Consider the following 25,658-nt stretch of genomic DNA (forward strand, 5'->3'; position numbering starts at 1 on the left):
AATTCATTCGCCTATGCCTCTTTCGATTAATTCTTCGACTCTTCTTGTCGCTTGTTCTGAAAGTTGCTCTGATTCCTTTTTTGCATTGTAACTTGAAATTACTAAACTTGTTATTTCTTTAGCAATAACAGAATCTATAATTGGTATGCGAATATTTTTCAAATGATTATCAGGCAAAGAAATAATTCCTGTAGATCCAATTATTCCTTTATAAATAAGTATCTGTCCATATTTAGAAGTTAAGAATAATAAGGTTGGTATTATCTGTTCATCAAAACCATCTTTTACTCTTAAAATACGTAATGTACCATCAATAATGGCATTAGAACTATCATCAAAAACATAGCTAATTCGTCCTAGAGAACCTACACCCATAGAAGCAAGAATTAAGTCTTTATGCTTTATAGTTATATGTTTTTTAGATAAGTTACTATAGTCTTCTATTTTTAAATCATTAATAATTGGTATTCTTATATTCTTAGTTTTTAAAACTGGAGTACCCTCATTAAAATATACTGAAGGTGTTTGCCCTCTTAAAATATAAAACATATCTTTTATTGTTTTATATTTTTGAAAGCAAGAAGCATTATAAATCATTTTTGCTTGTGGATTATAGTACTCTGCGTCCACTCTCGAACTATTCACTAAGTCACTAAAAGTCGCCTCATAGCTTCGTGGTTTGTCTAAAACAAGTTCAGTAAGTCCTAGTTCTTTTTCTAAAAGCGCTTGCGCTTGACGATAGAAAGTTTTACTGTCTTCAGAAAGTTGTAAAGACAATCTAATCATATTAGCAATCTCATTTTCTTTATCCGGAAATACTGGTATTGGTACAGTTTTTAAATCATCCTTATTTAGGCCGGCTTGTATAGCTCCTCTTTGTCTTCTTAATAAACAATCCCGCCCATACATTGAATTAAAATATGCAAGTAGATAATACGGGTCTACTTTAGCTTTTCTAAACACTGTACTTTTACAACTAAATATGCCTTTTATACCTTCTGGGACTATAGCTACATTACCCAGTGTTCCTACAACCGAAATTAACAGATCATCCTTTTGGACAGCATATTTTTCTAATCGCTTATAATCTACTTCTGGCATAAAAACACTATCTTCGTCCAGTAACGTAAATGGTTTTACATCCTTTCCTCTTATATATCTATAAGGAGAAGTCGGATCATAATTACTTACATGAAAAGCCGATCCAAACGGACCAACTAAAAACTCTCCTAGTTGGCCTAGTTTTTTATTATCATTTACAGCTAACACCTTATCTTCAGCTTGAATATAAATAGGGTGAAAGAACTCGCTATCAATTCTACGATTATTTATTACTTCAATTACATTTGTAACACTCCATACCGCCATTAGCTCTCCCTCCAAAAATCAAAGGCTTGCTTTTGAGCAAATCTAACAAAGGCTTCAGCAATGCACAAATCGTCCTCATCAATTAGGCTAGCATCTTTTAAATCTTCTTTTTTTAATTCAAAGTTTACCAAATCTTGATCGATAACTGGTTGTCCATCATCAAACACGATGGTGTTTCCATCTTTATCAAGAAGATATTCATAATCCCCAGAATTATTTTTACCACTCTTTTCAGACACAGCCATAAAGATAGGATAATTAAGTCTTTTAGATACCTCTCCATCAATCCATCTTTCGTTTAACGCACCAATCATTTCATCATCTGCTACTAGCAATTCTAATTTACCACGGTTTGTAAACTTCTTAAGCTCATACTCAGCATTAGGTATAGCAGTTTCCAAAGCTTTAATGTTAGCTTTAATTCTCTTGACTTTTTCTTTTTGACTATCCTTAAGAGCTTTAATTTGTGCTTTATGCTCTCCTTTAAGAGGTTTCAATTCAGCATTCAAAGCCTTCTTTGTTCCTTCCCAGTTAGAAGTAATAGTATCGATCTCTTGTTTATGCTTTTCTATCAAAGCTTCCAAATCAGATTGCATATTTTCTAGTTTGAATTTTTCTTGTATTAATTCATTTCTTAAAGCCTTAATAGCCTCGATGGCATTTTCAACTTTTGCCTCTATATCATCAATTTCTACAATTTGATCTTCCTCATCATTTTCAGAATCAACTTCTACATCAGCTGTATCATATGACTCACTAAAGTTTTCATATAAGATTTCTAAAATATCTTCAGGGATATTATCTTCTTCAATATCATTTACGTCTTTATATTGCTCAAATAGATCCCTAATTTTCTGTTCATAATCTGGGCATGCTGCAGCTACTTCCTGCTTAACTTTATTGATTAAATCTATCTGTTCTTGTGTATGTTTTTGGATAAGCAAAACGGATGTTTTAGTTGCTGTGTGAGGTTTAAAGGTGTTTTGATGTAATCCAACAACTGCTAAAATGCGGGCTTTTCTTAATATCCATTCACGTATAAATGCCAATGATGCGTTGTTAAATTTACCTTGAGGTAATACTATAGCAGCACGACCACCCGGTTTTAAGAATTTTAATATTCTTTCAATAAATAGTACATCGCGTTCTTCTTTTGCAGCTTTATCTTTTGCCCTTTTTAATGCAGGTTTTGCAAGCTCATAATGAGATAGCATTTTTTTATCCTTCTGTTCACCCGCAAAAGGGGGATTGGCAAGTATCACATCAAATTGCAATTCATCAAAGTATTTCCACGCTAAATCATCATCTCTTAATACATTTGATTCATCTTCTCTTGTAGGCCTATTTTTGGTAAGCTTTAATTCAATTAATTTGCTCATTAACTTTTGTCCAGATTGAGTTTCATACCAAGTCTTTGGATCTAAACTGTTAACATCTGGCCCAAAAATATTTGTATGACCATCTCCCGCAATTAGCATTAATGCACGAGATGTTTTAGCAGCTCTCTCTTCAAAATCTATACCCCACAAATATTTAGCTGCATAACGATGCTTTCTTAATTCACGACTATCTCTATCAAGAGCCGGATAACACCACTCCATAGCATGAAGTAGAAATCCTGCAGAACCGCAAGAAGGATCCATTACATATTCTGTTTTTTTAGGGTTTAACATTCTAACGCACATTTCAATAACATGACGCGGTGTAAAAAATTGACCTTTTTTCTTTTTTGATTCGGTGGGCAATAAATATTCAAACGCATCATCCATAATTCTGAGATTAGACCCCATAAGCCGAACGCCTTCTATTGGACCTATACAAATTTGTAAATGTTTTTTAGTAAGTTCAATATCCTCTCCCTCTTTAAAAATACCCGGCCATTCTTCACATGCCTTTTTAAAAAGACCATTTATTCTTTCGTATGTAATTTCAGGATCTAAAGCTTTAGTAAACTGTATTTCTTGATTAGTCCTATTATCAAGTGCTTCTTTCTCATCCCATATCTTGGCAAATATTAACTTAAAAATTTCATTAAACTCGTCTTTTCCACTATCTGCAAGAACAAGTTCTTCAAGATCTTGAATTATTTTCTTAAAATTAAAGCTCTTTTTTAAATGGGCTAACGTTCTTTTGACCTCAAGCACATCTTTGGGTGCTTGTCCTTTTTTGGGTATGTCTACAAGAGTATCATCAAAATTTGCTGGATATGGTCTATATAATATAATTTTCTCACTACCATTTGTCCAAACACCAACCGGTGATCCTTCTGCATTTAGATAACTCTTTAATTGCTCTATTCCATCTTTTCTTTTTGGTTTTTTGACCTCTATAATTATTTTAGGTGTTTGCTTTGTATTATCTGTATATACAACTATATCAGCAGCTTTTGCATTTACTTCAGTTCCAAAATGAACACTCTTTTCTAATTCAATTTCATCACTTTTATATTCATATATATTTAACAGTTTATATACCCAAAGTTGTCTAACTATTTCCTCTGGGTTTGATTTTCCTGTTTCATCAAAAACTTGAATTTCTTCTTTACCTGATGAAAAAGGTATAAAGCTTTTCACATAATATTTTATTTTTCCAGCATCTTTACCTGATTCAACCGTTTTTGGATAAATAGCAATAATTTCATGAATTGGTTTTCCCAAGTTCTCAAACTCTGTAAGCTCAAAAACAGTTTTAGGATCTTTAAAGATCCTATCTAATATTTCCTGTGTATCCATAATTTCCCTCCACTAGTAACTATATATTAATAATTTGCACCATTATTTCTCACCCATTCTTCAACTTCACTTAGCTTAAACTTCCAACGTCGACCTATCTTAGTTGCAGGCATATTTTTCTTAGCTATCCATCTATAAACTGTATCCTTGCTAACTCCAAGGTATTTCGTTATTTCTTCTTGAGAATACCACTTTTCTATATTAGGTTCCTGCATAACAGCTTCCTCCTTTAAGCATTTACAAAAATCATAACATAAAATATCAGATTTGAACAGGCAGTAATAAGTTTTAAATAGCAATTGTATGCACATATTTGCTATTTCATTTATAAAGTTGTAATTGAAAAGATTTCGAAATGAATAATGTAAATGGCCTAAAGTTACATCTATCCTGTCTCCTCAACCTCTTTATTAATAGGCGTTATCTACACTGTCAACTCAACCCTATCACTTTATAGCAGTCGATATGTTACCTTAAACAATAAAAATAAGGATTCCCAAACATTAGTACCTCTGGTAGACCAGCTGCAAGAATTACTTAATGTCTGGAAACCCTTTGTTTATGGTCATTCTCATCCCATCTATTTCTCTTTTCTTGACATCAATACTACCGTCTCAACGTGCACCGTCCCAGGAAACATATCCACAGCACACGCCTTCTCAACCTTATACCCCTTCTCCTGCAATATTACAAGATCCCTCGCCAAACTTGTCGGCTTACAGGAGATATATACGATCCTATCCACTCCATAATCAATAATTTTATCCAACGCCTTAGGGTGGATTCCGTCCCTTGGCGGGTCAAGTACGATTAGGTCCGGTCTTTCTTCTATGGTATCAATCATCTTTAGCACATCGCCTGCAATAAATTCACAATTTTTCAGGCCATTTAATTCTGCATTTACTTTTGCGGCTTCTACTGCCTCTTCTACGATTTCTACCCCAATTACTTTCTTCGCAATCGGTGCCAAAATCTGGGCAATGGTTCCGGTTCCGCTGTATAAGTCAAAGATCAGCTTATCCTTTGTCTCACCTACATATTCTCTTGCAGTACTATAGAGAACTTCTGCTCCAAGAGAATTCGTCTGGAAGAAGGAGAACGTTGAGATTTTGAATCTTAATCCTAATAATTCTTCATAAATATAGCCTTGTCCATAGAGAATCTCCATTGAATCTGCCTGAACAACATCTGCCAGGCTATCATTGTTCGTATGAAGGATTCCTACTAATTTTCCTTGTAAATCTAAGGCCAATAATTTATCTGTCAGAGGTTTAAGATCAACGTTTTCTTGTGTGGAGGTTACAAGATTCACTAATATCTCTCCTGTTTTTGTTCCTCGTCTTACTAACAGATGCCTTAGATACCCTGTATGGGATAATTTACGATAGAAGCTTGTACCAAGTTCCGTGAAATAATTTAATACACAGGTAAGGATTAAATTATAATCATTATCCACAATTTTGCAGTCGGAAGTTGTGACAATATCATGGAAGCTGCCCTTTTTGTGAAGTCCAAGTGCTAATGGACCATCTTTTACCTCATCTCCAAAGGAGAATTCCATCTTATTACGGTAGCCCCATTCTATTGGACTTCCTTTGATTCCTTCAAATACATAATCTTCACAGACTTCATCTATTAGTTTTTTAACCTGGTTTTCTTTTAATCTAAGCTGTTCTTCATAACTGATTGTCTGATAGGTACAGCCACCACAAGATCCAAAGTTCTTACAGACTGCTTCTCTTGACTCCAGAGGGGATTTTTCAAGTACCTCCAACAGTCTCCCTTCACATTTTCCTTTACGTTTTTTATTTATTGCAAAGCGGACTTTCTGCCCTGTCAATCCATTCTTAACTATGATTTTTGTATCATCTATATTGATAATTCCTTTATTGGGGAAATCAATTCTTTCTACAATTCCTTCGCCAATTTGTCCTTTTTTCATCTTAATATGTCCTTTCTGATATTTCACAACAGATAGCTGTAAAACTGATAATATTTTAAATTCATGGCATGGCTTATGCCAATCCCTTCATTTCGTTCCCGATTCAAAAGATGCTGTTGCAAAAATATAAGAATCTCTATATAGTAAGAAGAACCTTTATATTTCGTAGATAATTTATGGGATGTATGTGCGAAAAGCGGCAAGATAGAGAATGCCGCTGCCTTTCGCGCGACGGAGCACAAATTTCAAGAATAACGTTCTTCAGAAAACTGTATTTTGCAACAGCACCTTCTTTCAATAGTGCCATCAAGTCTTTCACTATTGTATTACATAATATCCAAAATGTACACCCTGTTCCGGACCGGAACTAATTTATCATTATACCATTTTTACGGGACTTCCTCAACAAAAAACGACTTTTTATTACCCTTTATTGTAATTTGAATATATTTCCCATATTGTTTGTTGTAATTTTCCCCACATTGTATTATACTCTAGGTGAAGATAGTTATGTTATTTACAACGCTCACATTATAGATTTGACTTAAAACCTATCTCTATATTTAAGTTCATATTAGAATTTATTCTTACCGTTTTGAGGTGAATCGACATGAAAGATAATAATATCTTAAAATCATTATATATTTTAATATTTTCTTCCATAATTATTGTGATCGTTGCATTCTATGGTTCTAAGCTGGAAAAAACATCCTTAAATAATGAAGAGATTACTCCATACGATACCGGTTGGTATGATTCGACTGGGAAATTTGGTGATGACGATGTAATAATCCCCACAAAATTGGAACTGCCTAAGAATACTAAGGTTAGAATTTCGAATATTTTACCAGAACGGTACGTAGAAGGGATGGCAATCTCTCTACGTTCTTCTTTTCCCAATTTGAGAGTATTTGTTGATAACATTAAAATATATGAATATGGTCATGAGAGAAAATTACTTTTTGGCAGGACTACAGGAAGTAATTATCATATTTTCCGCATACCTCGCGGAACAGAAGGAACAAAAATCACTCTGGAATTTAATACATATGAAAAACCAATGTCCGGAAAAATCAGTTCGATCGAAATGGGAAGCAAGGTTGCAATTCTCACCAATATCAGCCAGCTTCATTTGCTGCCATTTCTTATATGCATTTTAATTTTTATCTTTGGTACAATTTTTATCTTTGTTTATGGTTACATGCGTTTAAAGTTCAAAGAAGGAAAAAGTCTATTGTATCTGGGCTTCTTTGCTATTTTAGTAGCGATCTGGTCTGCCACTGAAACTAAGATGCTGCAATTTTTTATTCCTTATCAGTTTATCGAAAATATTATTTCAAATCTTAGTTTGATCATATTTCCGATTCCTTTCCTCTTGTTTTTAAAAGGAGCTTCCCACTCCAACAATAGCAAAGGATTTAATATATTATGTACTTTATTTATTATAGATTTTATTGTTACGAATATCCTTACCTTTATAGGAGTCTCCGATTATATGGGAATGTTGCCGGCATTCTTTATTTTGGCAGCATTATCTGTTGGTTTATCCCTGTATACAGTATTAAAAGAAGTCATTGTTTATAGAAATAGAGATACATTTGTTTTAGGAATATCAACATTGATCCTGGCTGTTTTTACGATTTTAAATTGTATTCATTGTTATTTCTTTGATGCAACAGATGCCTCTTTCTATTTTCGTATAGGTCTGTTATTATTTATTATATTGATTGGTTTTTCAACTTTTAAAAAGATGATCGTTATGATTAAGATCGGACTGAATTCAGGTACATTTCAAAAGCTTGCTTATACTGATATATTAACGAATCTGAAGAACCGGACTGCATATGTCCAGGATCTTGATAAGCTGAATGAATCCTTATTACCTACTGCAAATGTCATTGCTGTTATATTTGATTTAAATAATCTAAAAGAAGCGAATGATACTTATGGCCATGAGATAGGGGATACTCTTCTAATCGCTGCTGCTGATTGTATCAAGAAAGCATTGATGGATTGTGGAACCTGTTACCGTATCGGTGGAGATGAATTTGCTGCTATTGTGAAAGATGCGTATGATATTACCTTTCTGGAATGTATGTCCGATTTAAATTATAAGATAAAATGCTATAATGAGAATAATGTAATCAAGTTAGAGATTCCATATGGATACACTCACTATAACCCTGTGACTGACCGGGATTTATATGGGACTTTCAGCCGTGCCGATGCACTTATGTATGAGGCGAAAGCAAAGATGAAAGCCAGCCACATCAAAGTATACTAGAAAGAAGGATTAATATGAATATTGTAATTGATACCCATTCACATACCATAGCCAGCGGACATGCCTATAATACCATCGAAGAGATGGCTAAGGCTGCAAGTGAGAAAGGAATTAAACTCCTTGCAATTACTGAACATGCACCTAATATGCCAGGTACCTGTCACGACTTTTATTTTCACAATCTCAAAGTGGTGACCCGTATGAGACATGGAGTTGAATTACTTCTTGGTGTTGAGCTTAATGTTATCGATTACGAAGGAAATGTAGATTTAGATGATGAGACTTTACGTGGTCTTGATATTGCCATTGCCAGCCTTCATGTCCCATGTATTAAACCGGGAAGCATGGACGAGAATACCAATGCCTTGATTGGTGCCATGAAAAATCCTCATGTTAAAATCATTGGACACCCGGATGATTCTAAATATCCGCTTGATTATGAAAGACTCGTAAAAGCTGCAAAAGAACATCATGTTTTACTTGAGTTAAATAATAATTCCTTAAATCCAAATGGATTTCGTCTGAATGCCAAAGAGAATGATATTAAGATGTTAAACTTATGTAAGGAATACGGGGTACCCATTACTCTGGGAAGTGATGCCCATGTTGCAGAAGACATTGCAAATTATTGTTATTCTAAAGAGATTCTGGAAATTACAGATTTTCCGGAGGATTTAATTATGAATACTTCCATAGAACGTTTTAAAGCCTTCCTTCAAAGCTAAGAAAAAAGGCTTTACTTTCATACTTCATCGTGGTAAAATATCACTATATGTAACAATATATTTAAAAGGAGTGGAAAGATGAGTAAAAAGATTAGAACAGCTGCTGTCGATCACCTGTTTGAAGCAATTCTAAATTTAAAGGATGCTGAAGAATGTTATCTGTTTTTTGAAGATGTCTGCACAGTGAATGAACTTCTTTCTCTTTCACAACGTTTCGAAGTAGCCAGAATGCTCCGCGAGCATAAGACTTATTTAGAAATTGCAGAGAAAACTGGGGCTTCTACTGCAACTATCAGCAGAGTAAATCGCTCTTTGAACTACGGTAATGATGGATATGATATGATATTCTCCAGAATTGGAATTCCAACGAAAGCGGAGGAAGTAGAATCTTAATAAATGAATATAAAAAGGAGGAACCTGTGCTAAACAATTCCTCCTTTTTTCTTATCTATTTATCTTATATATTTTAATTTGAATACACTTTTGCTTCGCTATTCTGTTTTCTTTGGTTCTGCCTTTTTGTTCTTATTCTTTCCATTCATCTCTGCAACTGATTGATCGATTAATCTTTCAATCATCGTTTTCTTCACATAGACATCAAAGCTTAACATACAGATAAATGAAAAAGTATTGAGAAATTCCCTGTCTTTATCAAATTTAGGGTCTGCAAAAGTTTCTTTGGACTTCGAAAACTTTTTAATAACATCCTTAATCAGAACATCTATCTGCTCTTTCTCAAGTTCAAATACTTCATTGTATATTGTTTCAAGATTAACCTCTTTATTATTATAGAATTTCTCTGTAAGTGGTTCAAACATATTCTGAATATCACTTATGGATAGAATATTCTTAAAATAATAAATAAAAATCAAGAGTAACATATGCTCCTTGGAATATTTCTTCTTAACCGGCGGCGGCAATAAGTTATTCTTAGTATAGTTGTTAATCATTGTTTTTGTAAGTAACTTATCTTCTTCATATCTTTTGGATGATTTAAGGTGTTCATCCATAAATGTAGTTACCTGGTCCATATATAAATCAATATTTGGAATCTCATCTGGTTTAATATAATCAATCTTCTGTAAGTGTCCAAGAATATTTCTAATATAATCGTCGTTATTAAATCCCACCATAATCACCTCATTACCTTATTATATAGTATTCAAAACTATATGTAAAGATAGAAACGTTTTGTTTCGAATTTAATTACGCTCAAATTTTAAAAAACGTGTTCCCTGAAAAGTTAATCTTCCTGTATCTCCTTCCACAAGCATTCCAAATTCTGTCCCTGATATGCCAAGTTCCATCCTGTCACCGCTTTCCACTTCAAATGTAGCATAATACCAGGTGGAAGAGCTGGTATGCCCCATTGAATCATTTCCTGTATTATGGTGATGATGAGTGACATTCGTCCTCTTTGTTACAACAGTTGCAGCTACAGTTAATACTGGTGAATTATTGTTCTTATGCCAGGTGCCTACGCCTTTCACTGCTGTTATGATGAATCCTCCAATTACTATTGCAAAAATAATAAAGAATATGATTGGGAATATTTGAAACATAAAACCCGGTCCTCCAAAATCATTCATATAAAAACTATTATCCATAATCCCTTCCCTTTCTCCATCGAATTAAATCTTATTTTACCTTACAATATTTTACCATCTAAAGTTCATATTGCCTATCTTTTTTCACGAAATTACTATTAGAATATGATTGTTACATAATATATTTTTTAGCCGGCTTCTGCATTTCGGTATATTATGAATGGTATGGCTGACTATGACATTAATTTTTAACTTGCAGCTTATTGCCCTATGATATACTTAATGATATAATCAAGTGAAACTTAATTCAGGTGTGGTTATGGACCACATCTGAATTTTAACTGAACTTATCTAGGGACGTAGCAGCTGTTATCTTCCACTTTAGAAGTGGACGTGTTATAGCTGGTAGTCATCAGATAAACATATGTTTGTCCATGACCAGCAGGTTATACAAACCTTCAATAAATTAGAACGGTGGTACTATAATGAGTATTTATGATTCCTTAAATAAAGAACAGCAGAAAGCTGTGAAACACGATAAAGGTCCTTTACTGATTCTTGCAGGTGCAGGTTCTGGTAAGACCCGAGTATTAACTCATAGAATTGCATATCTAATTGATGAACTTAACGTAAATCCATGGAATATTCTTGCACTGACATTTACCAATAAAGCTGCAAATGAGATGAGGGAACGTGTTGATAAAATCGTTGGATATGGTTCTGAAAATATCTGGGTCAGTACTTTCCATTCCACTTGTGTGCGAATCTTGCGAAGATACATAGAATGTCTTGGATATGACAGGAGTTTTACTATCTATGATGCAGATGACCAGAAGACTTTAATAAGAGAAATATGCAAATTCCTTGAGATAGATACTAAGAATATTAAGGAGCGTACCCTTCTGTCTGTAATCTCCTCTGCCAAAGATGAATTGATCTCCCCGGAAGAATATGAATTGAATGCACAGGGAGATTTTGTTAAGAGAAAATATGCCAGTGTTTACAAAGAATATCAAAAAAGATTGAAGAGTAATAATGCACTTGATTTTGATGATCTGATCTATAAGACAGTTGAATTATTCCAGAACAATCCTGAAGTTCTGGATTATTACCAGAAGCGTTTTAAATATATTATGGTTGATGAATATCAGGATACCAATACTGCACAGTTTCGATTAATCAGTATTCTGGCATCCACCAGAAATGAGGAAGGAGAAATTGAACATAACCTATGTGTTGTAGGTGATGATGATCAATCCATCTATAAATTCAGAGGGGCCAATATCTATAATATCCTGAACTTTGAACAGCAATTTCCTGATACAAAAGTAATTAAATTGGAGCAGAATTACCGTTCCACTCAGAATATCTTAAATGCAGCCAATGAAGTGATCAGCAATAATGTAGGCAGAAAAGATAAATCTCTGTGGACGGAGAATGAAGAAGGGGAACCAATCCATTTTACCCAGTATGATAACGAGTATGAAGAGGCTGAAAATGTTGTAAGGGACATTGACCGTATGATTAACGATGATGGTGCAGATTATAATGATTTCGCTATTTTATACCGAACCAATGCTCAATCCCGTATCTTTGAAGAGAAGCTGATCTTAAAGAATATACCTTATAAAATCGTGGGCGGGGTGAACTTCTATCAACGTAAGGAAGTAAAAGATCTGCTTGCTTATCTGAAAACCATAGATAATGGTCTTGATGATATTGCAGTCAAGAGGATCATCAACATTCCAAAACGAGGAATTGGTTTAACTACCATAGACCGGGTTACTGCTTATGCCCTGAATAATGACATCAGTTTTTACGATGCCCTAAGACACGCCGAATACATACCTAATCTTGGACGAAGTGCCGGTAAAATCTCCTCTTTTGTCAGCCTCATAGAAGTTTTAAAATCTCATTTATCTTCTCCTGATTATTCTCTGGAGGATTTAATGAATGAAATTATTGAAGCTACTGGTTATGTTACCGAATTGGAAGCAGAAGAAACAGAGGAAGCACAGGGAAGAATTGATAATATCAATGAATTGATCAATAAAGTGGTAACTTATGAGAAGAATGCCACGGAAGAACCTACCCTTAGTGAATTTTTAGAAGAGGTTGCTCTGGTAGCAGATATTGACAGCCTTGAAGAATCCAATAATGTGGTAATATTAATGACTTTACATAGTGCAAAAGGTCTTGAATTCCCCTATGTTTATCTGTGCGGTATGGAAGATGGCATCTTCCCAAGTTATATGTGTATTACTTCTGACGATCCCACTGAAGTGGAAGAAGAAAGAAGACTCTGTTATGTGGGTATTACAAGAGCCATGAAGAAGTTATCCTTAAGTGCTGCAAGGCAGAGAATGGTCCGTGGGGAAACTCAGTTCAATAAGCCATCCAGATTCCTCCGTGAGATTCCAAGATATCTGTTAAAGCAATCTGCCTCCTCTCTCGCTCCTAGATTTCCTAAGAACTCTTCTATGGAACGAAACAGTTTCAGTGGCAGCTCATATTCTAATAAAACTATGAATAGCACGTTATTTGACAAAACACCATACCAGGTTCCAAAATCATCCCTACATTCCAATCCGTATGCCACAATGCCCAAGAAGCAATTTGCAGTCACCAACGCAGAACCCCTTGCATATGGTATTGGTGATAGGGTAAGTCATTTTAAATTTGGAACAGGTACCGTTTCAGATATTACCCAGGGCGGAAAAGATTATGAAGTAACGGTTGATTTTGACAATGCCGGTGTCAAAAAAATGTTAGCAACTTTTGCAAAATTAAAAAAAGAAACTAATTAATCCATACTAAAATAAATCGCTAGAATTCATTGTATAAAAAGTTTGTTAGCGTTATATACTAAAGTATGTTAATGGAATATACTATTATGTATAGTAAAAATACTAAATTGTGGTATAATATTCGTATAAGCAGATTAGTCCATAAAAAACAGGAGGTTTTCCGTGCTTGCACGAGAAAATATCATGGTTTTTATGGATAAGTGCAACGTAAGCGAAAAAACGCAGTTTTTGAGCTTCTAATCTGCGGTAAAGCAGATGAGTCCGCTTCTAATCTGCATTATTAGGATAACTACAATTTAGGATGTGAGTTAAGCTCCACAAGAAAGGACGTGTTGTTATGAATAATAGAATTGAAGAGTTAATGAATGCTGTTAAACTTAATGAACTAGTTCACAAAAAGAAAATGGATGACGAAAAAAAGAATACAATTGTATGGACTTTAGCAATCATCGGGGCTGTAGCTGCAATGGCTGCAGTGGCTTATGCGGTTTATAGATATTTTGCTCCTGATTATTATGATGATTTCGACGATGATTATGATGACGATTTTGATGATGATTATTGTGATGAAGAAGAGGATGTAGCTCCTCAGAAGGAAGATACTCCTGCAGAATAGAAAAACCTGTGGAAACTCTAAAATGGAACCTATAGAATAGACACGAAAAAGTCTGTTCAGATAGGTTCCATTTTAAATTTTATTAACTTTTATGCATTATTTAAGCTCTCAATTAAGTTTGTGCCATATACTTTTTCTATTTCATCCACACCGACCGGCCGGCTAAATAAATAGCCTTGAATATAATCACACCCCGCCTCTTTCAGCCGGATGAACTGATTATATTCTTCAATACCTTCTGCAGTAATTTCAAGTTCCAGTCCATGGGCAAGAGCAATTATACTGTCAATGACCGAACTATTATGAACCCCTAAGAATTTATCACTTAATGATTTATCCAGCTTTACCTTATTGGCAGGAATATAAGATAGATAATTAATAGAGGAATAACCTATTCCAAAATCGTCCAATGCTATCTTTACACCCAATTCTTTAAGACGATCCAGAAATTCCAGAGTCTGAAGAGATTCTTCCAACAGACTGCTTTCCGTAATCTCGATTTCTATATATTCAGGGTCCAATCCATTGGATACTAATAAATTATTTAAAAATGGTATGTAATCTACATCTCTTAATTGCCTGTTGGAATAATTCAGGGATACGGTTTTTAATGGGTATCCTTGCTCCCTCCATCTTACCAGCTGGTTAATGACTTCTTTGGTTACCCATCTGCCTATATCTACGATTAGACCGATTTCTTCTGCAACACCAATAAATACTCCCGGTGAAATGTTAAAATCCTTTAGTCGAAGCAGCGCTTCAAAGCTTGCGATCTCTCCTGTATTTACATCCACCTGTGGCTGGTAATGTAATAAAAATCCATCTTCCCGGAATGCCTGCCTTAGGATTCCTTCTATTTCTGATTTCTTCCTAAGTTCTTCCTTCATTTCATCATGATAGAATACATAGTTATCTTTACCACTGAGCTTTGCCTTATACATAGCAGTATCCGCATTCATGATCAACTGGTTTGCATCGGAACAATCCTCAGGAAATCTGCAGATACCAATACTAAATTGGATATAATTTTCTTTATTCTTTAATATAAAAGACTTCTGAAACTGTTCCCTTATTAATTCAATATATTTTATGATCTCATTCTTATCGTCTTCTGACAGGAGAATAACAAACTCATCCCCTCCGATCCTGGAGAGAAATACTTTCTGACTCACCAAAGAAGATAATCGGTCCGCCACCTCTTTTAGCACCATATCCCCATAGACATGTCCCAGAGTATCATTAATTCCCTTAAAATTGTCTAAATCAAGAATTAATATGGCACCTCTATGATTGGCTTCTAATTCACTTTGTAGTTTATGTATAAAACTCATTCGATTTGGAAGATTGGTTAAATAGTCGTGATATGCCAGAAACTCGTTCTTATGATTTAATATCTCTATCTTTTCTAAATGTTCCTGGATCGTCTGATATTGAGCTCTTAATTCTTCTTCTGTCGCACTTAGTTCCTCGTTGGCATCTGACAATTGGTCATGACTTTCTTTTAATGCTTTCTCAATAATTCTGCGTTTGATATTATCAAAAGACAGGATGACAGAAAAAATAATTAACAAACCAATGATTAATAATGTAGTAATCACAAGCTGCTTATTCTCTTCATAAAAGCTTGTCTTTTGATTAATGATGATTGCATCCGCAGGAATCAGTTTCTCATCAATATCATATTTTTTGATAATATTATAATCAAATACATAAGAATTTGGACTTTTTGTGATCATGGAGATAGATTCTATCGGTTTCCCATTTAAATATTCCATGACCATCTTGGCAGCAATTCTACCAGACTCTGAATAGGACACCATCTTGCCCCCCAGTATCCCGGCTCCCACTCCACCAACTTCCGCACGGTAAACCGGTATATGGGTATGTTCTTTTAACATTTTAACCGCATCCTTAATATCAATGTATGCTCCTGTACGGTCTACATACATACTTAGATACAGTAGGATCGTATCATTCTCTATATTTTCCAATATACCTTCAAGTTCTTCAAAGGTATAATCAGATGCATTAATATGCCCATATTCAATATCTCTTATATTGTTTCTTGTTAAGTAGAACTGTTCTTTATTTCCTAGGCCGGGTAAAGTGTTATCCACGATAGCAATGACTTTTGTTGCCTCAGGATTGAATTTCCTTGCGATCTTAATATTCTCTTCCAGGTCTGTTGATTCAATGATACCTGTAAAATACTTATTCCTTGACGCCACTACTGCTGTATCTATGTTGTTGATTCCAAGAAATATGACAGGAATATCCTTAAATAATTGTTCCTGATATTTCATGGCAAATTGCAATGCTGCATCATCACCCACAATAATTGCATCATAAGGATCAAGATTTGATAATTTATATTCTAATATATTATAGAAAAGCTTCTCATTCTCTTCCGTTCGAAAACGATTCATATCCATATATTCTATATCAAGATGTATCTCTTCCGGTTCCAGAATAGACTTAATACCACTTATCTGCTCTGGGACAGATTCCAGATTCTCATTATATGAACTGATATATAATACACTTTTTTTACTGTCCTTTGCTTCAATAACTGTGGAATTTAATAGGAAAGGTATGATACATACCAAAGAAATAAAGAATGAAATACAATTAATGTGACGACCTTTTCTTAATATGCTCATTAACATCCCCCCTATGTAATGTATTAATCTATTAGAATCGACGAAATAATTTATAATTACTCATATTATAACATTTATTATTTTACATGGCAAACAATAAAATTAGGAATCGGTACTATTTTACTATATTTTTCAATTTAACGATACAAAAGGCATCTCTATAATCCAACTTATAGAGACACCTTTTACTAATGAACTATTACTTCACTGCTTCTTTTGCAAATTTCGTTGTTATAATCTCTTCATAAGGAGGCCGTTTAGAGATTTCTCCTGCTTCTTCAATAATATTAAGCAGTAAGGTTAAACTTTCTTCTTCAAAAACTGCGTTCTCTTTCCAGGTTTGTTGATCATAATATCTTGTTACAATTATGACCAGATCTTTTTGATCCATCTCTGGGAACTGAGGTGCTATCACTTTCGTTATTTCTTCTGGAGTATGTTTATTTACATATTCAATACCTTTTTGTATTGCATTGGTAAATTTTTGTATTATGTCACCATTTTTCTCAATATAACTCTTTTTCGCTGCATAAGAAGTATAAGGTACCATTCCGCTTTCTATTCCCAGTGATGCGACAACTTTACCTTTTCCACTTTTTTCGATAGCAGTAGCCGTTGGTTCAAATTCAACAGTGTAATCTCCGGTTCCAGAAGTGAACGCTTCTCCAGTAACACCAAAATCAATATTTTGAATAATTGTCAAATCCTTTTTAATATCGAAATTCTTTTTCTTTAAGATGTATTCTAATACCATCTGTGGCATACCTCCTGCCCTGCCGCCAATTACCGTTTTTCCTTTTAAGTTTTCCCATTTAAAATCCTCATTCGTATCTCTTGATACTAAGAAATTACCAGCTCTTTGAGTAAGTTGAGCAAAATTGACTACATAATCTTCTGCGCCTTCATTGTAGACGTAGATGGACGCTTCTGATCCCATAAATCCAATATCTGCATCCCCGGAAAGGACTGCAGTCATGGTTTTATCAGCGCCAAAACCTGTCACTAATTCAACATCTAACCCTTCATCTTTAAAATAACCAAGTTCAAGAGCAACATATTGAGGTGCATAAAAGACTGAATGAGCAACTTCATTTAATGTAATCTTGGTAAGTCCTGTTTCCTTCTTGCATCCGCTTAACATTGGTATGAGTAATATGGCGACCATAAGTACTGCTAATAATCTCCTCTTCATTGCCATCCTCCTATTTATTAATCTATAAAAAAGAATCATCTGCCTGAAATCTCACTTAATCTCATTGGTAGATGATTCTTATTTAACGACTTGCCAAGCTAAATCTTATGTTCATATTAAATCTGCTTATTTAGCTTCTTTTACTACTATAATATATTCATGGAAGATGGTTTTGTGCTAAATTTTACTTTGCCTGGGCTTTGCTGCCTAAAGTTATATCAAGAGTCTTTTCTACATATTCTCCATTCTCCAGTACTTTAATTACTAAAGTTACCTTTTCTCCTGCTCTGGTACTTGTTAGTATTTCCTGTAATTTCTCCATACTTGTTGCATCTCTGCCATTTAATTCTGTAATAATGCTGCCTTGGGTAAGCCCAGCCTTATGAGCCGGAGAATTCTTTGATACTTCTCCTACATATACTCCTTCCGGCATCTTATAACTTTTTGCAACATCACTTGTGATATCTGTGCCCATAATACCCAGATATGCCTGCTCAGATTCAGGAATTGTTTCTTGATTCATAAGCTGGGTCACAATTGGAATCGCATCAGAGATCGGTATTGCATATCCCATGCCCTCTACTTCTTCAGACGCATATTTTACGGAATTAATGCCAATTACTTCTCCCTTTGAATTAAGTAATGCACCGCCACTGTTACCAGGATTGATTGCCGCATCTGTTTGTAACAGCTTCATACTGCTGTCTTCAACAGATACTTCTCTCTCTAATGCACTAATATATCCTACAGTTACAGATTGTCCATAACCCAGAGCGTTTCCAATGGCAATTGCCATTTCTCCCACCTTAAGTGAATCGGAATTACCTAAAGTTGCAATCTTGATATTGGACTTTGTTTCTTCTGATAAACTATTTAAATCTACAGATACCACAGCAAGATCTGAGCTGGCAGCCGTACCTTTTACTGTCGCTTCTGCTGTTGTATCGTCTACAAATGTAATAGTAACTGTATCCGCTCCTTCTACAACATGATTATTTGTGGCTATCAATACTTCTTTATTATTTTGCCCTATTATTATTCCGGAGCCGCTGCCTGTCGCCTGATCTTCATATATTCTTCCAAAAAAATCACTTACATTCTGTGTCGCAGTAATTGAGATAGATACAATGGAAGGCATTACATTTTCAACAACTTGAGCAACTTCACCGGATTGGGAGCTGTTCGTATTTGTTTTCACAACAGGGCTGGAACTATTTGTATTGCCTAATGTTGTTGATTCATTGATCTTACTATTGCTGCTGGTATTTTGGTTCAATAATTTATTGGAAGCATAGTTGAACCCTTGAAATGTGGTTCCGGCAACAAGTCCAAATACGAGAGCAGTGGAAGCGATCTTCATGAAAGAATGTAACCTTCTTGGATCTCTCTTTCCTTTTCCTTCCTTACTGCTTCCCCCGAAAGTCTCCTCTTTATCAATCTTATCAGAATCTAACTCCTGATAAATATATTCATAGTATTCTATTTCATTGTTTCTATTTTCATATTCATTGTTCATAAAATTACCTCCTTGTTTTAAATTATTTAGATTCATATGAATTTTAATTTTGTGTTTTACTTGATGAACTAAGTTTAACAACAAATTATGTACATTCTGTGATTAGATTTTGAAAAAAGTATGAAAAAAAGAAAAAGACAAGTAACCGGAAGCTACTTATCTTTTTCTTTCATATTCTTATATTACTATTCTGTAAATCCATCAATACGGCGTTGAATCACTTTATTATAGTTTACAACTCTTCTCTCATATTCCATTCCCATATAGGAAGAAGAAAGCAGGAAATCTGCAGTTGCACGGTTGTTGGCAATTGGAATATCATAAACTGCTGCAATACGCAGAAGTGCCTTAACATCAGGGTCATGAGGCTGGTTCTCAAGTGGATCCCAGAAGAATACAACGAAATCTACGTTTCCTTCTACAATTCTTGAACCGATCTGTTGGTCACCACCTAAAGGACCGCTGTTATAACCCTTTACCGGCAGTTCTGTTTCATCTGATATTAATCTTGCAGTTGTTCCTGTTCCACATAGGAAATGATTCTTTAGGATTTCTCTATTTTCCAGTACCCAATCCACCAATTCACGTTTTTTACTATCGTGTGCAATTAATGCAATATGCTTTTGCTTTCCAATGGTAAATTTAATATAATCATCTTGTATCATATTTATGTTCTCCTTTTCTTATGTTACCTTATTAATAACGAGATTTGCTTCATCTCAAATTATTGCAGCCTCATCAGGACAAGAAATTTCCTAATATTTTCAATCTGGTTGCTTCTTCTTTCACTCCCAAAAGTGCATTCTGTACACCCGGGTCATTTAAATTGCCTTCAATATCCACAAAGAATCTGTATTCAAAACTTTTCCCCACAATTGGTCTGGATTCAATCTGCGTTAAATTCAGATTATTATAAATAAAATGGGATAACATATTATAAAGAGACCCGCTCTCATGAGGCAGCTCAAAACATATACTGATTTTATTGGCCGTCTTTAAAAATATCTTTTGATTTGTGATCACAATAAATCTGGTTGAATTAGCTGTATTATAATTAATATTTTCTTTTAATACCTTTAATCCATAACACTGTGCCGCTCTTACACTGGCAATTGCCCCCTGGGTCAGATCCTTATCTTCGACTACTTTTAAAGCACTGGCAGCTGTACTTGGATATTCAATTCTTTTTATATTTTCATACTCATCTAAGAATTTTGAACATTGTAATAAGCCCTGGGGATGGGAATATACTTTGGTCAGCTGCTCAATAGCTGCCCCTTCTAAGCCTAAAAGTGCCTGGTCAATCTTAAGTATATGCTGTCCCACAATATAATTATCATATTCATCCAGCAAATCATAAATATCCGTGATGCCTCCGGTAGAAGAATTCTCAATTGGAAGGATACCATAATGGGCTTTTCCTTCACTTACAGCTTCCATTACTTCTTTAAAGGTCAATGCATTAAAACTTTCAATATCTTCTCCAAAATATTCTTCCATTGCCTGTTCTGTATAACTGCCTTTTACTCCAAAGTAAACGATTTTACTGTCTTTGTTGAGCGGCAGCGTATCCTGGGCAAGGAAACGAATTGTCTCTTCCTTGGAATGGATTAGTCCATATTGAAGCTTTCGGCTCATAGACATAATCTGGGCAAATAATTCATGGACCCCATGTCGGTTAAAATCATTATGAGCAAGATTTCTTAAACTTTCTAATTTATCCGCTTCTCTTTCCTTATCAAATACTTTTTTACCTACTTGGATTTTATATTCAGCGACATCTTTCGCCACTTCCATTCTCTGCTCAAAGAGTCTGACGATCTCTTTATCAATGCGGTCTATTTCTTCCCTGCTCTTTTGCAAATCAACCATGTATTCTCCTCCAGACCTTCCAGTAATTTTATTATAACATAAATTATATAGATTAGTAGCTTAAAACTTCTTCTTACCGTAAACATTATATCATGAACAAGTTCATGATCTTGTTACATTCGCCAAGTACTTCGTACCTGGCTCATTTTCTTCATTTATATCATAATTTAACAGATTAGAAGGTGAAAAACAAGTTTTTTTCTCAACCTTATATTAATTAACTGACCCTTCTTCGCAGATCAGCAGCGTTTCTGCTACGCAGATTAGAAGCGTTTCTTCTGCGCAGATTAGAAGCTCGAAAACAAAGTTTTCTCGCTCACGTTGCACTTATCCATAAAAGACAGGTTATTTTACCATGCAAGCATGGACAATAACCTGTCTTTTATGGACTAATCTGCTCATCGTGAACGTTGCAAATTTTTTACCAAAAGTTTATAATAAGGTTGGTTGTAATTCTACATTGGGAGGAATATATATGAAATTCAAAAGAATTGGATTGATTTTTATAATAATTGCTGTTGTTGTATTTATTTTTATTAATATGAGAAATCAATCAGAAGTTACATTAAATGAAGAGAATGTTCAAGGAAATACCGGGGGAAATCTTTTAAATGGCGGTTTGTTCTGTGAGCTGGATGACAAGATATATTTTAGTAATATAAAAGACGATGGTTCCTTATATTCCATGGACTTAAACGCCACTAATTTTGAAAAAGTATATGAAGATAAGGTAAAGTATATTAACGGGGCCGGAAAATATATCTATTATACTAAAAGGAGTAGCGACAAAGAAAAATCCAGTGCTTTGGAGTTAGATAATAAAGGAATATATCGGATTGACAGGGATGGCTCAAATATTAAAAGGCTATACGCAGGGCTGAATGAGAATATGAAATTATACGGAAATTATATTTATTTTGAGCACTCTACCAAAGATGGCGGGTTAACTTTATATAAAATAAAAATTGATGGTACAGAAGAACAAGAACTGGTAAATGAACCAGTCTCTCCAACTTCTATCATGGACGGAATCATATATTATTCCGGTATTGGAAGAGACCATAATATCCATACTTATGATATAAATACAAGTGAAAACTCTACTTTATATCAGGAAAATACAATGAATGCCATTGCAGCCAATGATTATATCTACTATATGTCACTTTCAGATAATTATAGTATTCATAGAATAAAGAAAGATGGCACCAACCCTGAAACAGTAGTGAAAGACCGCTGTGCTGCCTTTAATATCAGTTCAGATGGTAATTATTTATATTATCAGGTGGATGATGGAGAAAATAATGGAATCTATAGATTTGATACAGAGACAAATGGAGTGGAATCAATCATATCCGGTAATTATAACAATATTAATATTACAAGTAATTTTGTATTTTTTCAGGAATTTCGTTCAGACAATATATTCTATCTTCCTGTAGGAGAGAAGGAAACGTTATCCACGTTTAACCCTCCTGTCCTCAAGAAATAAATTTAATCATCAAGTTCGTCAAGTAACTGAACCACGGTTTTCTTAAAAATCGGATGAATTGATTTTGGAGCAATTTCCAGAAGAGGTTTTAATACAAAACCTCTTTTTTCCATTTCCGGATGAGGTATCGTCAATTCTTTCGTATCCATAACAATATCATCATAGAAAATAATATCCAGATCTATCGTCCTTGGCCCCCAATGAACCTTACGCTCTCTCTTTAACTGACGTTCGATTACACCGATAATTTCTAAGAGACGTTTTGGTGACCTTAATGTTTTTACTTCCAGAGCAGCATTTAGAAAATCATCCTGCTCTACTCCTCCCACTGGTTCTGTAGTAATATATTCAGAAATCTTAGTCACCTTTGAATATTCATCTGCATTTAGCAAAGCAATCGCCTGGTCCAGATTATCTTTCTTATCTCCAAGATTTGAACCAATGGAAAGATAAGCAGTATGCCACTCTCTTTCAATTTCTACAGATACTGTTTCAATTGGCAGCATAATTGGTGCCCAGGGTTTTTTTATTTCCAGCTTAATCCTTTTTGCCAGGGGAAAGCGCATCAATATTCTGGAAGCTAAACATTCTGCTACTGATTCTAATAATTTAAAAGTATATTTCTCCATTAATTCTTTGATATAATGGCAGACTTCACCATAATTAATGGATTTGCTGATATCATCTTCAAATGCTGCTTCTTCTATCTCCGTATACAGCACTGCTGATACTAAGAATTTTTGTCCCAGTACATTCTCTTCTGCAAAAACTCCATGATGACAATATACTTCTAAGTTTGAAATTTTAATTTTATCCATCGTCCCACCTAATTTCTTAGAATTCAGGTAAATAGTTTCTACCCGAATCAGAATTTATTTTATCATTTAAGTTGCTTCTCATTATGAAGGATTGCTTCTATCATTCTTATGGCTCTAAGATTGGCTTTCACATTGTGTACTCTTACAAAATGGCATCCTTTCATTACTCCCAGAACACTGGTAGCAATGGTTCCTTCTTCCCGCTCTGTTACCGGAAGATCAAGTGTCAGACCTATCACTGATTTTCTGGAAGCAGCAAGTAGTATTGGCATATCAAATTGTAACAGGTCTTCCAGATGGTTCATTGCTTCCAGATTCATCTCGTATGTCTTGGCAAAACCAATCCCTGGATCTATGATGATTTTTTCCTTATTAATTCCAGCTTTTTCTCCAATCTCTATAGATCTTTTGAGGTCATTCAGCATATCTGACCTAAAATTATCATAATCCATATTCTCCCTATTATGCATGATACAAACAGGAACATTATATTCTTTAATGACATTTGCCATATTCGGGTCATATTTCAATCCCCATACATCATTTACAAGATCTGCACCTGCTTCCAGTGCTGCTTTGGCAACTTTACTCTTATACGTATCAATTGAAACTGGTATCTTATATCGTTCCTTAATAGCTTTAATCACAGGTACAACCCGGGCAGCCTCTTCTTCCTCTGAAATCTGGATATGGTTTGGCCTGGTAGATTCTCCGCCGATATCAATGATATCCGCACCATCTTCTATCATTTCTCTCACATGATCAAGGGCAGCTTCTATCTGATTAAAACGTCCGCCATCAGAGAAGGAATCTGGCGTAACATTAAGTATTCCCATAATATAAGTTTTCTCACCGATTTTAAAATCTGTTTCACCAATTCTTAGATTTGTAATCATACTTGTCCCTCTATTATATATTTATTCCTTTATTCTTCTTATCCTCTGTCCAATTACAAAGTTCCCTGGAATTACATTCAAAACAATTCCTGGACATTTTATCTGCCATATAGATGATTCCCTGAAAAGATTTTGGATCACTATCTTTAGTGCGATGGCTCTTAATCCCATCCAGTATTAATCCGGTTTCTTCCTGGCTGAATCCAGAGTCAATAAGTATATCTTTCCCTAGTAGAACACTTCCCTCTTCATGGGATAACTTTCCTTCATATTCTAAATACCTTCCGATATCATGAAGGAGCGAAGCAGCATAGATGACCTCTTTAGAAAAATGCAGTCCTTGTTCTAACGCCATAATGTAAGCAATTCTTGCCACATCTAACTGGTGCTCTATCCCATGTTTGCAAAAGATACGTTTTCTTTCTGCTTTAAAGTTCTTATTCATTGCCTGTTTATATTCAGGATGAATTAAAATCCGGTTTATTCTATCCATTACTAACTCAACTCTCTTAAATAAAGTGAAACTTATTAAGATGTGATTTTGAGCACATCTTAATTTAGTTGACCTTATCCAGGGACATATCAGCTGTTATCTACTCCTTTGAAGCGAGAGTGTTACAGCTGCCAGTCATCGGATAAAGTGAAAAAAGGTATTCTTTAAACTCTCATTGTTCTCAAATTCCCCCCGGCATACATGGGTTACGGTAGTAGTTCCCGGCTTTTTCACACCGCGCATTGTCATGCACATATGTTCTGCCTCAATCATTACCATAACACCCTTGGGCTTTAAATTTTTCATAATGTCATCTGCAATCTGAGCGGTCATTTGTTCCTGTATCTGAGGACGTCTGGCATACACTTCAACGGTTCTTGCCAATTTACTGATTCCAACAACTTTTCCATCGGGTATATAAGCAATATGGGCTTTCCCGTAGAAAGGTAAAAAATGATGTTCACATACAGAATAAAAAGTGATATCACGCTCAAGAACCATCTCATTATTATCCGCCTGAAATGTCCTGGCTAAATGCTCACCGGCATCCTGGCCTAAGCCTGCAAATAATTCACTGCACATGGTACTGATGCGGCGTGGTGTTTCTGCAAGGCCTTCACGGTCTGCATCTTCTCCTATCCCTTCCAGAAACAGTCTTACTGCTTGTTCAATTTTCTTCTCATCTATCATAAGTCTAT

Annotated in this window: 21 protein-coding genes; 6 read left to right on the forward strand and 15 right to left on the reverse strand. The window is 34.8% G+C overall.

Going from position 1 to position 25,658, the window contains the following annotated elements; all coding sequences use genetic code 11:
• Positions 1–3: 3 nt before the first annotated feature.
• The 4 genes from EDD66_RS09400 to rlmD form a co-directional block, all read right to left on the reverse strand.
• Entirely contained in the window at positions 4–1,368 is a 1,365-nt protein-coding gene (locus tag EDD66_RS09400) for a restriction endonuclease subunit S (RefSeq protein WP_123609321.1), read from the reverse strand.
• The gene (locus EDD66_RS09405; RefSeq protein WP_123609322.1) at positions 1,368–4,100 is read right to left on the reverse strand and encodes an N-6 DNA methylase; all 2,733 of its coding nucleotides are present in this window, start codon (positions 4,098–4,100) and stop codon (positions 1,368–1,370) included. The genes EDD66_RS09400 and EDD66_RS09405 overlap by 1 nt, the downstream gene beginning before the upstream one ends.
• 26 nt (positions 4,101–4,126) lie before the next feature.
• The gene (locus tag EDD66_RS09410; RefSeq protein WP_123609323.1) at positions 4,127–4,315 is read right to left on the reverse strand and encodes a helix-turn-helix domain-containing protein; all 189 of its coding nucleotides are present in this window, start codon (positions 4,313–4,315) and stop codon (positions 4,127–4,129) included.
• Between the two features lie 365 nt (positions 4,316–4,680).
• On the reverse strand, positions 4,681–6,042 hold the full coding sequence (gene rlmD, locus EDD66_RS09415) for a 23S rRNA (uracil(1939)-C(5))-methyltransferase RlmD (RefSeq protein WP_123609324.1): 1,362 nt from the start codon (positions 6,040–6,042) through the stop codon (positions 4,681–4,683).
• A gap of 610 nt (positions 6,043–6,652) precedes the next feature.
• Between rlmD and EDD66_RS09420 the strand changes: the two genes are divergently transcribed.
• From EDD66_RS09420 to EDD66_RS09430, 3 genes are all read left to right on the forward strand, one after another.
• The gene (locus EDD66_RS09420) at positions 6,653–8,326 is read left to right on the forward strand and encodes a GGDEF domain-containing protein (RefSeq protein ID WP_123609325.1); all 1,674 of its coding nucleotides are present in this window, start codon (positions 6,653–6,655) and stop codon (positions 8,324–8,326) included.
• A gap of 14 nt (positions 8,327–8,340) precedes the next feature.
• Entirely contained in the window at positions 8,341–9,051 is a 711-nt protein-coding gene (locus tag EDD66_RS09425; protein ID WP_123609326.1) for a phosphatase, read from the forward strand.
• Positions 9,052–9,129: 78 nt separating this feature from the next.
• Positions 9,130–9,444 (forward strand): YerC/YecD family TrpR-related protein, encoded by a 315-nt coding sequence (locus EDD66_RS09430; RefSeq protein ID WP_123609327.1) that lies wholly within the window; start codon positions 9,130–9,132, stop codon positions 9,442–9,444.
• 98 nt (positions 9,445–9,542) lie between these two features.
• On the opposite strand, the gene EDD66_RS09435 is transcribed toward EDD66_RS09430, so the two are convergent.
• Both EDD66_RS09435 and EDD66_RS09440 read right to left on the reverse strand, forming a co-directional pair.
• Positions 9,543–10,184: a DUF1836 domain-containing protein gene (locus tag EDD66_RS09435; protein ID WP_123609328.1), complete on the reverse strand. Its 642-nt coding sequence runs from the start codon at positions 10,182–10,184 to the stop codon at positions 9,543–9,545.
• Between the two features lie 69 nt (positions 10,185–10,253).
• Positions 10,254–10,658 (reverse strand): DUF2500 domain-containing protein, encoded by a 405-nt coding sequence (locus EDD66_RS09440; protein ID WP_243115333.1) that lies wholly within the window; start codon positions 10,656–10,658, stop codon positions 10,254–10,256.
• A 425-nt stretch (positions 10,659–11,083) separates the two neighbouring features.
• Here EDD66_RS09440 and pcrA point away from each other — a divergent pair, with 425 nt between their 5' ends.
• Positions 11,084–13,405 carry a DNA helicase PcrA gene (gene pcrA / locus EDD66_RS09445; protein ID WP_123609329.1) on the forward strand — a complete coding sequence of 774 codons (2,322 nt, stop codon included), beginning with the start codon at positions 11,084–11,086 and terminating at the stop codon, positions 13,403–13,405.
• 337 nt (positions 13,406–13,742) lie between these two features.
• Positions 13,743–14,021: a DUF4366 domain-containing protein gene (locus tag EDD66_RS09450; RefSeq protein ID WP_123609330.1), complete on the forward strand. Its 279-nt coding sequence runs from the start codon at positions 13,743–13,745 to the stop codon at positions 14,019–14,021.
• Positions 14,022–14,110: 89 nt separating this feature from the next.
• Here EDD66_RS09450 and EDD66_RS09455 read toward each other — a convergent pair whose 3' ends face one another.
• From EDD66_RS09455 to EDD66_RS09475, 5 genes are all read right to left on the reverse strand, one after another.
• On the reverse strand, positions 14,111–16,681 hold the full coding sequence (locus EDD66_RS09455; protein ID WP_123609331.1) for an ABC transporter substrate binding protein: 2,571 nt from the start codon (positions 16,679–16,681) through the stop codon (positions 14,111–14,113).
• A 199-nt stretch (positions 16,682–16,880) separates the two neighbouring features.
• A complete protein-coding gene (locus EDD66_RS09460) occupies positions 16,881–17,873 on the reverse strand; it encodes an ABC transporter substrate-binding protein (protein ID WP_123609332.1) in 993 nt (330 codons plus the stop codon).
• Between the two features lie 184 nt (positions 17,874–18,057).
• Positions 18,058–19,389: a S1C family serine protease gene (locus tag EDD66_RS09465; RefSeq protein WP_170164308.1), complete on the reverse strand. Its 1,332-nt coding sequence runs from the start codon at positions 19,387–19,389 to the stop codon at positions 18,058–18,060.
• 185 nt (positions 19,390–19,574) lie between these two features.
• Positions 19,575–20,054: a methylglyoxal synthase gene (locus EDD66_RS09470; protein WP_123609334.1), complete on the reverse strand. Its 480-nt coding sequence runs from the start codon at positions 20,052–20,054 to the stop codon at positions 19,575–19,577.
• A gap of 73 nt (positions 20,055–20,127) precedes the next feature.
• The gene (locus tag EDD66_RS09475; RefSeq protein WP_123609335.1) at positions 20,128–21,261 is read right to left on the reverse strand and encodes a bifunctional chorismate mutase/prephenate dehydratase; all 1,134 of its coding nucleotides are present in this window, start codon (positions 21,259–21,261) and stop codon (positions 20,128–20,130) included.
• Between the two features lie 475 nt (positions 21,262–21,736).
• Here EDD66_RS09475 and EDD66_RS09480 point away from each other — a divergent pair, with 475 nt between their 5' ends.
• On the forward strand, positions 21,737–22,753 hold the full coding sequence (locus tag EDD66_RS09480; protein WP_170164309.1) for a DUF5050 domain-containing protein: 1,017 nt from the start codon (positions 21,737–21,739) through the stop codon (positions 22,751–22,753).
• A gap of 2 nt (positions 22,754–22,755) precedes the next feature.
• Here EDD66_RS09480 and folK read toward each other — a convergent pair whose 3' ends face one another.
• The 4 genes from folK to folE all read right to left on the reverse strand — a co-directional run bounded on the left by folK (position 22,756) and on the right by folE (position 25,650).
• Positions 22,756–23,571, reverse strand: coding sequence for a 2-amino-4-hydroxy-6-hydroxymethyldihydropteridine diphosphokinase (gene folK, locus EDD66_RS09485; RefSeq protein ID WP_123609337.1), 816 nt, complete (start codon positions 23,569–23,571; stop codon positions 22,756–22,758).
• Between the two features lie 62 nt (positions 23,572–23,633).
• Complete coding sequence (gene folP, locus EDD66_RS09490; protein ID WP_123609338.1) at positions 23,634–24,467, reverse strand: dihydropteroate synthase; 834 nt, start codon at positions 24,465–24,467, stop codon at positions 23,634–23,636.
• Between the two features lie 13 nt (positions 24,468–24,480).
• Positions 24,481–24,960 carry an HD domain-containing protein gene (locus EDD66_RS09495; RefSeq protein WP_123609339.1) on the reverse strand — a complete coding sequence of 160 codons (480 nt, stop codon included), beginning with the start codon at positions 24,958–24,960 and terminating at the stop codon, positions 24,481–24,483.
• Between the two features lie 135 nt (positions 24,961–25,095).
• The gene (gene folE / locus EDD66_RS09500; RefSeq protein WP_123609550.1) at positions 25,096–25,650 is read right to left on the reverse strand and encodes a GTP cyclohydrolase I FolE; all 555 of its coding nucleotides are present in this window, start codon (positions 25,648–25,650) and stop codon (positions 25,096–25,098) included.
• Positions 25,651–25,658: the final 8 nt, after the last annotated feature.

The organism is Mobilisporobacter senegalensis, from assembly GCF_003752155.1.
GTDB lineage: Bacteria > Bacillota > Clostridia > Lachnospirales > Lachnospiraceae > Mobilisporobacter > Mobilisporobacter senegalensis.

Bases quoted from the DNA above. Each gene is read 5' to 3' on its own strand.
- EDD66_RS09460 (WP_123609332.1), bottom strand. From the start codon at position 17,873: ATGAAGAGGAGATTATTAGCAGTACTTATGGTCGCCATATTACTCATA.
- EDD66_RS09450 (WP_123609330.1), top strand. From the start codon at position 13,743: ATGAATAATAGAATTGAAGAGTTAATGAATGCTGTTAAACTTAATGAA.
- EDD66_RS09420 (WP_123609325.1), top strand. From the start codon at position 6,653: ATGAAAGATAATAATATCTTAAAATCATTATATATTTTAATATTTTCT.
- folK (WP_123609337.1), bottom strand. From the start codon at position 23,571: ATGGATAAAATTAAAATTTCAAACTTAGAAGTATATTGTCATCATGGA.
- EDD66_RS09455 (WP_123609331.1), bottom strand. From the start codon at position 16,681: ATGAGCATATTAAGAAAAGGTCGTCACATTAATTGTATTTCATTCTTT.
- EDD66_RS09440 (WP_243115333.1), bottom strand. From the start codon at position 10,658: ATGGATAATAGTTTTTATATGAATGATTTTGGAGGACCGGGTTTTATG.
- EDD66_RS09435 (WP_123609328.1), bottom strand. From the start codon at position 10,184: ATGGTGGGATTTAATAACGACGATTATATTAGAAATATTCTTGGACAC.
- EDD66_RS09405 (WP_123609322.1), bottom strand. From the start codon at position 4,100: ATGGATACACAGGAAATATTAGATAGGATCTTTAAAGATCCTAAAACT.
- EDD66_RS09410 (WP_123609323.1), bottom strand. From the start codon at position 4,315: ATGCAGGAACCTAATATAGAAAAGTGGTATTCTCAAGAAGAAATAACG.
- folE (WP_123609550.1), bottom strand. From the start codon at position 25,650: ATGATAGATGAGAAGAAAATTGAACAAGCAGTAAGACTGTTTCTGGAA.
- rlmD (WP_123609324.1), bottom strand. From the start codon at position 6,042: ATGAAAAAAGGACAAATTGGCGAAGGAATTGTAGAAAGAATTGATTTC.
- folP (WP_123609338.1), bottom strand. From the start codon at position 24,467: ATGATTACAAATCTAAGAATTGGTGAAACAGATTTTAAAATCGGTGAG.
- EDD66_RS09400 (WP_123609321.1), bottom strand. From the start codon at position 1,368: ATGGCGGTATGGAGTGTTACAAATGTAATTGAAGTAATAAATAATCGT.
- EDD66_RS09425 (WP_123609326.1), top strand. From the start codon at position 8,341: ATGAATATTGTAATTGATACCCATTCACATACCATAGCCAGCGGACAT.
- EDD66_RS09465 (WP_170164308.1), bottom strand. From the start codon at position 19,389: ATGAACAATGAATATGAAAATAGAAACAATGAAATAGAATACTATGAA.
- EDD66_RS09475 (WP_123609335.1), bottom strand. From the start codon at position 21,261: ATGGTTGATTTGCAAAAGAGCAGGGAAGAAATAGACCGCATTGATAAA.
- EDD66_RS09430 (WP_123609327.1), top strand. From the start codon at position 9,130: ATGAGTAAAAAGATTAGAACAGCTGCTGTCGATCACCTGTTTGAAGCA.
- EDD66_RS09480 (WP_170164309.1), top strand. From the start codon at position 21,737: ATGAAATTCAAAAGAATTGGATTGATTTTTATAATAATTGCTGTTGTT.
- pcrA (WP_123609329.1), top strand. From the start codon at position 11,084: ATGAGTATTTATGATTCCTTAAATAAAGAACAGCAGAAAGCTGTGAAA.
- EDD66_RS09495 (WP_123609339.1), bottom strand. From the start codon at position 24,960: ATGGATAGAATAAACCGGATTTTAATTCATCCTGAATATAAACAGGCA.
- EDD66_RS09470 (WP_123609334.1), bottom strand. From the start codon at position 20,054: ATGATACAAGATGATTATATTAAATTTACCATTGGAAAGCAAAAGCAT.